The following is a 14,287-nucleotide window of genomic DNA, read 5'->3' as shown; positions in this document are numbered from 1 at the left end:
CCGTGATCCGGCGCCCCTGCCACAGGCCCGCCGCTGAACGACTCGGTGCCCCCGGCAGGGCGGCGCGTGGTGGCTTCCAGGGGGCGCGCGGGGTGGTGCGGGCTTCCGTCCGCCGGCCGCGGGGCGCAGCGGCGGCCACCGGGTGGGTGGCGGGGGACAATGGCGGGGTGATCAGTAGCCCCGTTCTCGACCCGACCCGCCTCGCCAAGTTCCGCGAGGCGCTGCTCGCCGCCTCGTTCACCGCCGACGGCTGCCTGGACCTGCTCGGGCCCACCGGCTATTCGGCGTTGGCCCGCAGCGAGGCGGTCCCGGCGCTGCGGGCGACCCGCGGTGGCAGCCCGCTGGAGACGCTGGTGCGGCTGTTCCTGCTGCAGCAGCCGGTCCCGTACCGGGCGGCCGCCGCCGCACTGCCGGTGGAGGACTGCCTGGCGGACGGCTGGCTGCGCCCCGACGGCGATCTGGTGCGCGCCACCGTCGACGTCCGGCCGTACGCCAACGAGGTGGCCGGGATGCCCAGTTCGGACGCCTGGGTGGTCTCCGACCTGGGCTGCGCGGTGGGCGGTGCGGGCGGCATCGGCTCCGGTGAGACCGCGCACGGGGTGGCCCGCAAGGACCTGGTGCTGGGCGTCGGCGGCGCCTCCACCACGCTGGCCAACATCACCGTGCGCCGCCCCGTCCGGGCCGCGCTGGACCTCGGTTCGGGCTCCGGCGTGCAGGCGCTGCACGCGGCCCGGCACGCCGGGACCGTGACCGCCACCGACCTCAACCCGCGCGCGCTGCGCTTCACCGAGCTGACCCTGGCGCTGTCCGGTTTCGACAGCACCGAGGTGTCCGCCGGAAGCCTCTTCGAGCCGGTCGGGGAGCGGAAGTTCGACCTGATCGTCTCCAACCCGCCGTTCGTGATCTCGCCGGGCGGCCGGTTCACCTACCGCGACGGCGGCATGGCCGGCGACGACCTGTGCCGCGGCCTGGTCCGCTCGGCCGCCGACCACCTGGAGCCCGGCGGCTACTGCCAACTGCTCGCCAACTGGCAGCACGTCAAGGGCGAGGACTGGCACGAGCGGCTGGCCGGCTGGGTCGCGGGCACCGGGCTGGACGCCTGGGTCGTCCAGCGCGAGGTCCAGGACGTGGCCCAGTACGCCGAGTTGTGGCTGCGCGACGGCGGCGACCACCGCGGCCCCGGCGGCGACTACCAGGCCCGGTACGGCGAGTGGCTGGACGCCTTCGAGGCGGGCCGGGTCGAGGGCATCGGCATGGGCTGGATCACCCTGCGGGCGAGCGGCGCCGAGCGTCCGACCGTCCGGGTGGAGGAGTGGCCGCACCCGGTGGAGCAGCCGCTCGGCCCGCACATCGAGGCCTGGTTCGACCGGCAGGACTTCCTCCGCTCGCACGACGACGCGGGCCTGCTCGCGGCCCGTTACGTGCTGGCCGACGAGGTGGTCCAGGAGCAGGTCGGCGCGCCCGGTGCGGAGGACCCGGAGCATGTGATCCTGCGTCACAACCGCGGCATGCGGCGGGCCACCAAGGTGGACACCGTGGGCGCCGGCTTCGTCGGGGTCTGCGACGGGACGCTGTCGGCGGGCGAGATCGTGGACGCCATCGCGCGGCTGCTCGGCGAGGACCGGGTGGTCCTGCGGGACCGGGTGCCGGAGTCGCTGCGCCTGCTGACCGAGCAGGGGTTCATCGACCCGGTCCGCTGAGACCCGGTCCGCTGAGACCGGAGCCGCTGAGACCGGAGCCGCTGAGACCCGCCCCGCCCGGGCCTGCCCCGCCGGGACCGGAGCCGCTGATCGCGGCGGGATCGGTCCCGCCGCGACGCGGCCGGTTCACCGGTCCGTACCCCCTGGTTCGTCCGACCGCCGCCGGGCGGCTGTCTCCCGTTGGCCCTCCGCTGTGAAGCTCTGTCCACAGGCTGTGGACAGAGCTGGGGAGCCGGGGGCCAGAGGTGGACACGACGACGGCGATGGTGGGCGGGTCGGTGCTCGCCCTCTTCGGTGGCGTGCTGCTGCTCTGGTGCGCCGCCGAAGTGGGCCTGCGCCTGCGGGTGCGCCGCCGGGGGGCGTCGGCGGTGGCCACCGTGGTGGCCGAGGACGACGTGCACGGCCAGCTGGACAGTGCGCCGCTGCTGTCCTTCTCGGTGCCGCCCTCGGTGGGCGGCTCCGGCGCGTGCGGGATCGCGGGGCTCGTGATCGCCCGCCCGCGCGGGCACACCCCGCTGCGCCGTCCGGACCGTTTCGCGCCAGGTGCCTCGGTGCGGATCTGTTACGACCCGCAGCGCCCGAGCCGGGTGGTGCTGGCGCCCGGGGAGGTCGGCCGGGCGGCCGTCGTCGACCTGCTGTGGAGCGTCCTGGGCGTGGGGTGCCTGGCGGCGGGCGCCGGGCTCCTGGTCGCGGTCGGCGGCTGAGCCCCGCACTCCGCGAGGGATCCGGGAGGGGCCGGCAGCAGATCCGGGGGCGGGCGCCCAGGGCGGATTCACGCCATCCCGCGCCCACCTGTCGATTTTCCGTTGACAGATCTTGAAATCCGTCATTCCATCCTCCGGAACCTGCCGAAGGCCCCCCTCCACGGGGCGCGAACCTCCGTCATCGGGTTACCGTTCGAGTGGCGTCGGTGAGGCCGGCAAGTGAAAAAGCGGGATCCGTCCGTTTGACAAGGGTGGCCGGGGTACGGTCACACTCCGCTGGTGGGGGTGTCGTGCCGCGGCAGCCCCGGGACGGTGGAGGGGTCGGGCGGAGCGCAGCCCGTGCGGCCGGCGCCGACCAGCCACATAAGGACCGGGAGAGAAGAGCGAAGGTGTCCCCGAGCAGCGAGACCGCGCACGGACAGCGACTCGTCATTGTCGAGTCGCCGGCCAAGGCGAAGACGATCAAGGGCTACCTTGGCCCCGGCTACATCGTCGAGGCGAGCGTCGGGCACATCCGCGACCTCCCCAGCACCGCGGCCGAGGTGCCGGACAAGTACACCGGCGAGGTGCGCCGCCTCGGGGTGGACGTCGATCACGACTTCGCGCCCATCTACGTGGTCAACGCGGACAAGAAGTCCCAGGTCAGCAAGTTGAAGTCGCTGCTCGCGGAGTCCGACGAGCTCTTCCTCGCCACCGATGAGGACCGCGAGGGCGAGGCCATCGCGTGGCACCTCCAGCAGGTGCTCAAGCCCAAGGTGCCGGTGCACCGCATGGTGTTCCACGAGATCACCAAGTCGGCGATCCAGGAGGCCGTGGCCAACCCGCGCGAGCTCAACCAGCGCCTGGTCGACGCCCAGGAGACCCGCCGCATCCTCGACCGCCTGTACGGCTTCGAGGTCTCGCCGGTGCTGTGGAAGAAGGTCATGCCGAAGCTGTCGGCGGGCCGCGTGCAGTCCGTCGCGACCCGCCTGGTGGTCGAGCGCGAGCGCGAGCGGATGGCCTTCCACACCGCCTCGTACTGGGACCTGGTCGGAACCTTCGGCACCGGCCGCACCCCGGCCGACGCCGCCAACCCGGAGACCTTCGGCGCCCGGCTGGCCGCCGTCGACGGCAAGCGGATCGCCAGCGGCCGCGACTTCGGCCAGGACGGCCGGCTGAAGGCCGCCAGCGCGAACACCCTGCACCTGGACGAGCAGGCGGTCCGTCAGCTGGCCGCCGCCCTGGAGCAGACGGCGTTCGCCGTCCGCAGCGTCGAGTCCAAGCCCTACCGCCGCTCGCCGTACGCGCCGTTCCGCACCACCACGCTCCAGCAGGAGGCCAGCCGCAAGCTGGGCTTCGGCGCGAAGCGGACCATGCAGGTGGCCCAGAAGCTGTACGAGAACGGCTTCATCACCTATATGCGTACCGACTCCACCACGCTGTCGGACACCGCGGTCTCGGCCGCCCGGGCGCAGGTCACCCAGCTGTACGGGGCCGACTACCTGCCGGACGCGCCGCGCACCTACGCCAGCAAGGTCAAGAACGCGCAGGAGGCGCACGAGGCCGTCCGCCCGTCCGGCGACCGCTTCCGCACCCCCGCCGAGACCGGTCTGACCGGTGACGACTTCAGGCTCTACGAGCTGATCTGGATGCGCACCGTCGCCTCCCAGATGAAGGACGCGGTCGGCCAGTCCGTCACCGTCCGGGTCGGCGGCACCTCCGCCGACGGCCGGGACGTCGAGTTCTCCGCCTCCGGCAAGATCATCACCTTCCACGGCTTCCTCAAGGCCTACGTCGAGGGCGCCGACGACCCGAACGCCGAGCTCGACGACCGCGAGCGCCGGCTGCCGCAGGTCGCCCAGGGCGACCCGCTGGCCGCCGACCGGATCACCCCGGAGGGCCACGCCACCAAGCCGCCGGCCCGCTACACCGAGGCCTCGCTGGTCAAGGAGCTGGAGGACCGGGAGATCGGCCGCCCCTCCACCTACGCGTCGATCATCGACACGATCATCCAGCGCCGGTACGTCTTCAAGAAGGGGACGGCGCTCGTCCCGTCGTTCCTCTCCTTCGCCGTGGTCAACCTGCTGGAGAAGCACTTCGGCCGGCTGGTCGACTACGACTTCACCGCCAAGATGGAGGACGACCTCGACCGGATCGCCGCCGGTGAGGCGAAGTCCGTGCCGTGGCTGAAGCGCTTCTACTTCGGCGAGGGCGAGGGCAGCGCCGCGGGCGGCGCCGCCGAGGCCGGCAACGGCGACGGCGACCACCTGGGCGGCCTGAAGGAACTGGTCACCGACCTCGGCGCGATCGACGCCCGGGAGATCAGCTCGTTCCGGGTCAGCGACGACATCACCCTGCGGGTCGGCCGCTACGGCCCATACGTCGAGCGCGCCTCGACGGTCGAGGGCGAGCCCGGCCAGCGTGCCGACATCCCGGACGAGCTGCCGCCGGACGAGCTCACCGTCGAGCTGGCCGAGGAGCTGCTGGCCAAGCCCAGCGGCGACTTCGAGCTCGGCGCGGACCCGGTCAGCGGCAACATGCTGGTCGCCAAGGACGGCCGCTACGGCCCGTACGTGACCGAGATCCTGCCCGAGGGCACGCCGAAGACCGGCAAGAACGCGGTCAAGCCGCGCACCGCCTCGCTGTTCAAGACGATGTCGCTGGACACCGTCACGCTGGAGGACGCGCTGCGGCTGCTCTCGCTGCCGCGGGTGGTCGGCACCGACGCCGAGGGCGCGGAGATCACCGCGCAGAACGGCCGCTACGGCCCGTACCTCAAGCGCGGCACCGACTCCCGCTCGCTCACCGACGAGGACCAGCTCTTCACGATCACCCTCGACGAGGCGCTGGCGATCTACGCCCAGCCCAAGCAGCGCGGCCGGGCCGCCGCCGCCCCGCCGCTCAAGGAGCTGGGCAACGACCCGGTCAGCGAGCGCCCGGTGGTGGTCAAGGACGGTCGCTTCGGCCCGTACGTGACCGACGGCGAGACCAACGCCACGCTCCGCAAGGACGACGAGGTCGAGACCATCACGCCGGAGCGCGGGTACGAGCTGCTCGCCGAGAAGCGGGCGCGCGGACCGGTGAAGAAGGCGGCGAAGAAGGCCCCGGCGAAGAAGGCCGCGGCCAAGAAGACGACCACCGCCAAGACCGCGGCGACCAAGACCGCCGCGAAGAAGACCGCGGCGAAGAAGACCACCACCACCAAGACGGCGGCGGCGAAGAAGACGGCGGCCAAGAAGACCACCGCGAGCAAGACGGCGGCCGGCCAGGCCACCGCCACCGACGAGGGCTGATCCCAGGTCACGCCAACCGGGCCCGTGCCCCCGATCCCGGGGGTGCGGGCCCGAGGTCCGTCGGGTCCGTGCGGGCTACGTCACAACCCGGTGATGAGCGCGATCCGGAAGCCCGTTCGCAGCGTTCCGGCCAGGCCCCGCCCGCTACGCTGACCGTATGACGAGCGAGGAGCAGCCCACCCCCAGCGCCGTCCCGGCCGCCAGAGCCCGGGCGTTCGACCTGCCCGAGGTCGCGCCCGCCGGGAGCCCGGCGGACCGGGCCAGGGCCCTGCTGCGGACACGCGCCTACCGGCGCCTGTGGACCACCCAGCTGATCGGCGGCACCGCCGACCGGCTCGGACTGCTGGTGCTGCTCGCGCTCACCGTGATCGCCGCCGCCCAGGGCGGACAGTTCGGCAGCCTGCCGCGCAGCCTCGCCTTCGCCCTCGCCGCGGTCCTCGCCGTCCGGGTGCTGGCCACCGGGCTGGTCGGCGTCGCGCTGCTCGGCCCGGTGCACCGGCTGGTCACCGGCCGGCTGGACCGGCGCTGGACGCTGTTCGGCGCCGACGTGCTGCGCGCCCTGCTGATCGGCCTCGCGCCCTGGTGGAGCGTCTGGCTGGGCTCCGCCGCCAAGCCCTCCGGGGCCGCCGTCTACGTCCTGCTCGCCACCGTGTTCGTGACCAGTGCCGCCGAGCGGGTCTGGGGGATCGCCAAGTCCGCCGCCGTCCCGGGCCTGCTGCCGCCGGCCAACCCGCACCTGCCGGCCGCCGAGCAGCGCCCGGCCGCGGCCAACCTGGACAGCGTCCGGAGCATCGACCGCTTCACCGGCTGGGTGACCGTGCCGCTCGGCGCCGTCGGCCTGGTCGCCTTCACCCTGCTCAACAACATCGGCGCGGCCGTCGGCTCCGACTGGCTCCGCGCCCACCAGCTCACCTTCGCGGCGCTCGGCGCGGCCGGGCTGTTCGCCGCCTCGGCGGTCCGCGGCTACCTCCAGCAGCTGCCCGGCGGCCCGGTGACCGTCGCCCCGGTCTCCCCGTTCCAGGGCCTGCGCGCCCCGACCGACGCGACCCCCGGCCCCGCGCTCGGCAAGGGCCGCACCGGCAGCGCCCCGTACTTCACCTTCGCCGTCGCGGCCGGCTACGCCTCGATGGCGGGCGTCGCCGCGCTCGCGCTGCTGACCGCCGCCGAGCACCGCGCCGGGCCGATCGGCTACGGCCTGCTGGTGCTCGCCGCCGCCGGGACGCCCGCCCTGGGCACCCGGCTCACCCGGGCCACGCTGCCCTCGCTGTCCCGCCGCCGACTGCTCGCGCTGGCGCTGCTCACCCAGGGCGTCGCGCTGATCCTGGCCGGCCTGGTGCTCGACTTCGTGCTGGTCCTGCTGCTCACCGTGCTGGCCGGCCTGGCCGCCGGGATCGTGGTCTCGGCCGGGCGCACCCTGCTCGCCCAGGAGGTCGAGGAGGCCCGGCTGCCGAAGGTCACCGAGCACCTGTTCGCGGTGCTCCGGGCCGTGGTCGCCGCCGCGCTGGTCGTCGTCCCGCTGATCGCCGCCGCCTACGGGGACGTCGAGTACGGCACCGTCGAGCCCGGCTCCTTCACCTTCATCCACGGCGGCGCGGCCCTGGCCGTCGCCACCTCCGGGCTGCTCACCCTGGTGCTCGCCGCGGTCGTGCTGCTGCGCACCGACGACCGGCGCGGCACCGCGCCGTTCGTCCGGGACCTGGTGGACTCGGTGCGCGGCGCGGGCGGCCCGGTGCCGCACCAGGGTGCGGGCACCGGCTTCTTCATCGCCCTGGAGGGCGGCGACGGCGCCGGCAAGTCCACCCAGGCCCAGGCGCTCGCCGAGTGGATCCGCGGCAAGGGGCACGAGGTCGTGCTCACCCGCGAGCCCGGCGGCAGCCCGGTCGGCCAGCGGCTGCGCGGCCTCGTCCTGGACGTCGGCAACACCGGCCTGTCGCACCGCGCCGAGGCGCTGATCTACGCCGCCGACCGCGCCGAGCACGTCGAGAACGTCATCCGGCCGGCCCTCGCCCGCGGCGCCGTGGTCATCACCGACCGGTACATGGACTCCTCCATCGCCTACCAGGGCGCCGGGCGCGACCTGGCCGCGACCGAGGTCTCCCGGATCTCCCGCTGGGCCACCGGCGGGCTGCTGCCCGACCTGACCGTCGTCCTGGACGTCGACCCGACCAGGGCCCGCGAGCGCTTCACCGAGGCGCTGGACCGGCTGGAGTCCGAGCCCACCGAGTTCCACCAGCGGGTCCGGGCCGGCTTCCTCTCCCTCGCCGCCGCCGACCCGGCGCGCTACCTGGTCGTGGACGGCAGCCAGGCCCCCGACTTCGTCACCACCGCCATCCGGCACCGGCTCGACCGCGAGCTGCCGCTCTCCGAGCAGGAGAAGGCCGCCCGCGCCGAGCAGGAGCGGCTGGCCAAGGAGGAGGCCGAGCGCCGCGCCGCCGAGGAGGCCCGCAAGAAGGCCGAGGAGGAGGCCGCCGAGCGCAAGCGGCAGGAGGTGCTGGCGCAGCTGCGGGCCGAGCAGGCGGAGAAGGAGCGGCTGGCCAAGGAGGAGGCCGAGCGGGCCGCCGCCGAGGCCCGGCGCAAGGCCGAGGAGGAGGCGCGCCGACGGGCCGCGGAGGAGGCCGAGCGCCGCGCCGCGGAGGAGGCCAAGCTCCGCGCGGCCGAGGAGGCCCGGCTGGCCGCGGAGGCCGTCGAGCGCAAGCGGATCGCCGACGAGGCGGCCGCCCAGGCCGAGCTCCAGCGGCAGCGTGAGCTCGCCCGCGAGGAGCAGCGCCGCCGGGCGGAGGAGGCGCTCCAGCGGGCCGAGGAGGCGCGGCTGGCGCAGGCCGCCGCGCTCGCGGCTGCGGCCGCCGCGGCGGAGTCGGCGGAGGGCCGGGCCGAGGGGCGGCCGGGGTCGGGTTCCGGCTCGGGTTCGGGCTCGGCGGGTTCGGGCTCGGCGGCGGGTTCGGGCTCGGGTCCGGCGTCGGGGGAGGCGACCACGGAGCTGCGGGCGGTCCGGGACATCCCGAAGGACGCTCCGCGGGACGCGGCTCAGGGCTCGTCGCAGGTGTCGGCTTCGGCGCCGTCGGCGTCTTCGGCCCAGGCCTCGTCGGGCGGGCTCGGGGACGAGGCGACGCGCGAGCTGTCGCCGCGGGACCGGCAGGCTGCCGTCCGGGCGGCCGAAGCCGCCGAGGCGCGCAAGGCTGCCGAGGCGCGTCGGGCCGCCGGTGCGGTCGACGAGACCACCAGGCTGCCGGTGGTACCGGCCTCGGCGGTGGACGAGACGGCCGTGCTGCCGAAGGTCCCGGCGGAGGCCGATCGGACCGCGGTGCTGCCGCGGATCGAGCCCGGGCGCGTTGAGGGCCGTACGGACGGCCGCGGCGAAGGGCGGGCCGAGGGCCGGGCGGCGCAGGCGCCGAGGCGCGCGGAGCCGGTCGACAGCACCCGTGAGCTGCCGGTGATCGGCGCGGAGCCGGCTTCCGGGCCGCAGTCGCCGTCGCAGCCGCAGCCGCAGCCGCAGCCGCAGCCGGCCGCCGAGCGGCCGCGGCCGGAGTGGGCCGAGGAGACGCCGATGGACGACCTGCCGAGCCTCACCGACACCCTGCTCGGCTCGCACGACGAGTGGGCGCGCTGGGAGCACGGCGGCCCGGGCCAGGGCGGTTCGTACGGCGGCCCGCAGAGCGGCGCCCAGGGCGGTGCGGAGCGGCCCGAGGGCCGTGGGAACGCCCAGGGCGAGGGTGACGGCAAGGGCAAGGGCCGTCGCTGGGGCCGCAGGGGCTGACCGGACACGCGTGCGCGGCGCCGTCGGGGCGGGTCCCCGGCGGCGCCGCCGCGTTCCGTCGGGCGGTCGCCGGTGGGGCCGCGGTCCGTCGGGTGTCGGTTCGTCGGGTGTCGGTCCGTCGCCGCGGGACCGGCCTTCCCGTCCGCCTTCTCGTCCGCCGTGTCCTCCGCCGTCCCCCGGACGGAGCAGTGGGTGTCGGAGCGGAGACGTATGCTCGACGGCGGGGAAGAGGCGCCACTGGCGCTGCCGTACGGAGCTTGGGAGCAGCAGTGGCCGTCTGGGACGACCTGGTGGGCCAGGAGCGGGTGGTCGAGCAGCTGACCGCCGCAGCCCGGGCGGCCGGGGCGACGATCGAGGCCGGTCGCGGGGCCGCCCCGGTCGAGGGCGTGAACGCCTCCCTGATGACGCACGCCTGGCTGTTCACCGGCCCGCCCGGCGCCGGGCAGGTCACCGCCGCGCGCGCCTTCGCCGCCGCCCTCCAGTGCACCAGTCCGGATCTCGCGCTCGGCGGCACGCCCGGCTGCGGGTTCTGCGACGGCTGCCACACCGTGCTGGCCGGCAGCCACGCCGACGTCAAGTACGTCCGGACCGACGGCCTCTCCATCGGCGTCGGCGACATGCGCGACCTGGTCATGCGCGCCTCCAGCTACCCGACCGGCGGCCGCTGGTCGGTGATCCTGGTGGACGCCGCCCACCGCCTCACCGAGGCCGCCGCGAACGCGCTGCTCAAGGGCGTGGAGGAGCCCTCCCCGCGCACCGTCTGGCTGCTCTGCGCCCCCTCCGTCCAGGACGTGCTGCCGACCATCCGTTCGCGCTGCCGCCTGCTGGTGCTGCGCACCCCCGCGGCCGAGGCGGTCGCCGACACCCTGGTCCGCCGCGACGGCGTCGACCCGGAGACGGCCCGGCTCGCCGCGCTCGCCGGTCAGGGCGACATCGAGCGTTCGCGCCGCCTCGCCGTCGACGAGCAGGCCCGGACGCGCCGGACGGAGGTGCTGCGCATCCCGCTGGAGGTCGGCGACATCGGCGGCTGCCTGACCGCCGCCCAGCGCCTGGTCGACACCGCCAAGGCCGATGCCGAGGCGCTCGCCGAGACCCAGGACGCCAAGGAGACCGACGACCTCAAGGCCGCCTACGGCGCCTCCGAGGGCAGCAAGGCGCCGCGCGGCATGGCCGGCGCGGTCAAGGAGCTGGAGAAGCGGCAGAAGAGCCGGGCCACCCGCACCCGCCGGGAGACCCTGGGCGTCGCCCTGCTCGACCTGCTCGGCTTCTACCGGGACGTGCTCGCCATCCAGCTCGGCTCCACCGGCGCGCTCGCCAACGAGGACCAGCGGCAGGCGCTGAACCGGGTGGCCCAGGCCGGGCCCGCGGAGGGCACGCTGCGCCGGATCGAGGCGGTGCTGGCCTGCCGCCAGGCGCTGGACCGCAACGTGGACCCGCTGCTCGCGGTCGAGGCGATGACGGTGGCGCTGCGCGCGGGCTGAGGGCCGGGCGGGGCCGTTCTTCCTGGATTGCTCCGGCGGGCGGTACCCGTACGCCTCCCGGGGCGATACGCCGTCCCACCTTCGAGTGAACGAGCGACACTCGCCGGGCACACCGTCGTGTGACGGTCCGCCCGTTGTGCACGCTGGGGGCCGACTGCGCCCGCTGCCGGGGCGGTCGCCTCCCGTACGCGCCGGGTCCGGTTCGGCGCGGCCCCCTCCAGAGGTGGTGCGTCCCGTGGTTCGTTCGCTCCTCGTCATTCCCCTGCTGGCCGCCGCCCTCGGCGGGATCTGGCTGGCCCGGGGTGCCCAACAGCGCTGGCGCGACCTGCGCGCCGCCGAGACCTACGAGCTGGCCGGCGACCGCCTGCCGATGCTGGTGCGGGCGGCCGGGGCGATGGTCTGCGGGGTGTGCGTCACCGCCCTGACGGTGCTCACCACGCTCGGCGCCTTCGGCGGCCTCGGCCGGGACGTCCAGGCGCCGGACCGGGCGGAGCCGGTGGTGGACGCGGGGAGCGCGGGTGCGGGGGCGGGCGGCGGGACCGGTGCGGGGACGGCGGCCCGGCCGCAGCAGGCGGCGCCGCCGGTGGCCGCCGAGTCGGCCGCTGCTGCCGGTGCTGGCGCCGGTGCCGGCGCCGCCCCGGTCGCCCCTGCCGCCGTCGGAGCGGCCGGAGCTGTCGGAGCCGCCGGACCCGCTGCGGCTCCCGCCGTGGCCAGCCGCTTCGACAGCGTCGGCCACCCCGGCGGCGGCGAGCTGCTCCAGTCCGCCGTGCTCGGCCCCGACGGCCACCCCCGCAACGTCCGGGTCTGGCTCCCGCCGCAGTACGCAAAGGAGCCGAACACCCACTTCCCGGTCGTCGTGATGCATGCGGCCGTGCCCCAGAAGACCGCCGACGCCGAGGTCCCGGACGTCTTCGAGGGCATCGGTTCGGCCCTCCAGAGCGGCAGGACCCGCCCGTTCATCCTGGTCGCCCCCGAGGCGCCGAACGGCACCGCGCACCCCTGCGAGCTGGTCGCCGCCGCCCCGGCCGCCGTCGCCGACGACGCGACGCTGCGCGGCACCATCGCGGCCTCCTTCCGCACCCTGCCGCCCGGCCCGGCCTCCTGGGGCGCCCTCGGCGTCGACGGCGGCGCGCCCTGCGCGGCCGCCGCCGGACTGTCCCGGCCCGACCTGTACGGCGCGGCCGCGGCGGTCTCCGGCCGCTACGACGCCATCGCGCTCACCCAGACCGGCGCCGAGGCCCCGGCCGGCAGCTCCGCCAAGCTGCTGCTGGCCGCCGCCAAGGCCGACTCCGCCGGGCTGGACGCGGCCCGCAAGCTCCAGTCCGCGCTGAAGGCCGGTCCCGGAGCGGCGGCCAAGGCCGACGTGCGGATCTCGGACAACGTGCAGGACTTCACCCCCGACCGGGAGCGGCTGCGGCTGGTCCGGCAGGCTGCGCAGTTCCTGGCCGAGGCGCTGGCCAAGCCGTCCTGAGTGCCCGTCCGGCGGCGCTACGCTGCCCGGTACCCCGGGGAGGGGTGCCGGGCAGCGGCGTTTCCTCCGGGGTGCTCCACTGGTTGTTCCACGGGTTGTTCCACGTGCTGGTCGATTGCGGAGTGGTGGCGGATGAGGGCCTTCGGGCGGGCGCCGGTACGGGCGTGGGCACGGACGCGGACGTGGGAGCAGGCACGGACGCGGGCACTGGCCGCGGCGCTGGTCGTCGCCGGGCTGCTGGCGGGCGGGTGCGGCGCCGATCCGTCCGAGGCGCCGGGAGCGTCCCCGTCGGACCCGGCCGGCTCCGGCAGGCCCTCCGCCCCGGCGGCCGCGGCGGCGTCCGGGGCGGCCGGGGCCGCCGGGGCGACCCCGTTGGAGCCGCTGCCCGCCGCCGTCCCGGCCGCGCTCGCGCCGTACTACGCGCAACACCTGGCCTGGCAGCCCTGCGACAGCGGGTTCGAGTGCACCACGTTCCGGGTGCCGCTGGACTACGACCACCCGGGGGACGGCGACCTCACCCTGGCGGCCGCCCGCGCGGCGGCGGAAACCGCCTCCCCCTCCGCCTCCCCGGGCGCGCGGCTCGGCTCCCTGCTGCTCAACCCGGGCGGGCCCGGCGGTTCGGCGATCGAGTACCTGGAGGCCGCCGCCCGGACGTACGACCACGGGGTGCGCGCCCGGTACGACCTGGTCGGCCTCGACCCGCGCGGGGTGGGCCGCAGCAGCCCCGTCAGCTGCCTGAGCGGCGACCGGATGGACGCCTACACCGCCGTCGACCTGACCCCCGGCGACCAACACGGGATCGACGCGCTGATCGCGGCCGACAAGGAGTTCGCCGAGGGCTGCCGGAAGCAGGCCGGGGCGGCGCTCGGCCACCTCGGCACCGTCGAGGGCGCCCGCGACATGGACGTGCTGCGCGCCCTGCTCGGCGACGAGAAGCTGAACTACGTCGGCAAGTCCTACGGCACCTTCCTCGGCGCCACCTACGCCGGGCTGTTCCCGAGCCGGGCCGGACGGCTGGTGCTGGACGGCGCGATGGACCCGGCGCTCGACTCCGCCACCGGCAACCGCACCCAGGCGGGCGGCTTCGAGACCGCCTGGGCCGCCTTCGCCCGGGACTGCGCCACGCGCGAGGACTGCCCGCTCGGCCGCACCGAGCAGCAGGTCGGCGAGCAGCTCACCGCCCTGCTGGAGGGCGTCCGCGCCGCCGCGCTGTCCACCGCCGAGGGCGGCCGCCGGCTCACCGGGTCCCAGGCGACCACCGGCGTCATCCAGGCCATGTACGCCGACTTCCTCTGGCCCAAGCTGCGCGCCGCGCTCGCCGACGCCAAGGCGGGCGACGGCACCGGTCTGTTGAAGCTCTCCGACGACTACTACGGGCGCGAGGCGGACGGCTCGTACCCCAACCTGATGTTCGCCAACACCGCGGTGAACTGCCTCGACCTGCCCGCCCCGTTCCGCGGGCCGGAGGACGTCCAGCGGGCCGTGCCGGAGTTCGAGCGGGTCTCGCCGCACTTCGGGCGCGACATGGCCTGGATGGCCCTGACCTGCGCGTACTGGCCGGTCCGGGCCACCGGTACGGCGCACACCATCCGCGCGGCCGGCGCCGCCCCGATCGTCGTCATCGGCACCACCCGCGACCCGGCCACCCCGTACGCCTGGGCCCGGTCGCTGGCCGACCAGCTGGAGTCCGGCCGCCTGCTCACCTTCGACGGCGACGGCCACACCGCGTACGGCCGGCACAGCACCTGCGTGGACGGAGCGGTGAACCGCTTCCTGCTGACCGGGGAGGCCCCGGAACAGGGCAAGCGCTGCGACCGGTAGGGCGTGCCCGGAGCCGGGAGACCGACAGGTGGTTCTCACTTCAACCGACTGCCGGTACGACGTTACGATGAGCGCCCCCTGCCA

General features: G+C 75.6%; 7 protein-coding genes. All 7 read left to right on the top strand.

Going from position 1 to position 14,287, the window contains the following annotated elements:
* Positions 1–167 precede the first annotated feature (167 nt).
* The 7 genes from ACFVU7_RS11805 to ACFVU7_RS11775 all read left to right on the top strand — a co-directional run bounded on the left by ACFVU7_RS11805 (position 168) and on the right by ACFVU7_RS11775 (position 14,203).
* Positions 168–1,700 carry a methyltransferase gene (locus ACFVU7_RS11805; RefSeq protein WP_079271961.1) on the top strand — a complete coding sequence of 511 codons (1,533 nt, stop codon included), beginning with the start codon at positions 168–170 and terminating at the stop codon, positions 1,698–1,700.
* A gap of 245 nt (positions 1,701–1,945) precedes the next feature.
* Positions 1,946–2,404: a DUF3592 domain-containing protein gene (locus ACFVU7_RS11800; protein ID WP_387973403.1), complete on the top strand. Its 459-nt coding sequence runs from the start codon at positions 1,946–1,948 to the stop codon at positions 2,402–2,404.
* Positions 2,405–2,793: 389 nt separating this feature from the next.
* Positions 2,794–5,676: a type I DNA topoisomerase gene (gene topA, locus ACFVU7_RS11795; protein ID WP_074001774.1), complete on the top strand. Its 2,883-nt coding sequence runs from the start codon at positions 2,794–2,796 to the stop codon at positions 5,674–5,676.
* 157 nt (positions 5,677–5,833) lie between these two features.
* A complete protein-coding gene (gene tmk / locus ACFVU7_RS11790; protein ID WP_388044956.1) occupies positions 5,834–9,430 on the top strand; it encodes a dTMP kinase in 3,597 nt (1,198 codons plus the stop codon).
* Between the two features lie 269 nt (positions 9,431–9,699).
* Positions 9,700–10,911, top strand: a complete 1,212-nt coding sequence (locus ACFVU7_RS11785; RefSeq protein ID WP_049660729.1) for a DNA polymerase III subunit delta' — start codon at positions 9,700–9,702, stop codon at positions 10,909–10,911.
* Positions 10,912–11,146: 235 nt separating this feature from the next.
* A complete protein-coding gene (locus tag ACFVU7_RS11780; RefSeq protein WP_388044955.1) occupies positions 11,147–12,382 on the top strand; it encodes a hypothetical protein in 1,236 nt (411 codons plus the stop codon).
* Between the two features lie 132 nt (positions 12,383–12,514).
* Positions 12,515–14,203, top strand: coding sequence for an alpha/beta hydrolase (locus tag ACFVU7_RS11775; RefSeq protein WP_388044954.1), 1,689 nt, complete (start codon positions 12,515–12,517; stop codon positions 14,201–14,203).
* Positions 14,204–14,287 lie beyond the last annotated feature (84 nt).

Source organism: Kitasatospora sp. NPDC058046 (assembly GCF_042885595.1).
Lineage (GTDB): Bacteria > Actinomycetota > Actinomycetes > Streptomycetales > Streptomycetaceae > Kitasatospora.
The sequence above is the reverse complement of the archived record's forward strand: the minus strand, read 5'-3'. Positions and strand labels throughout refer to the sequence as shown.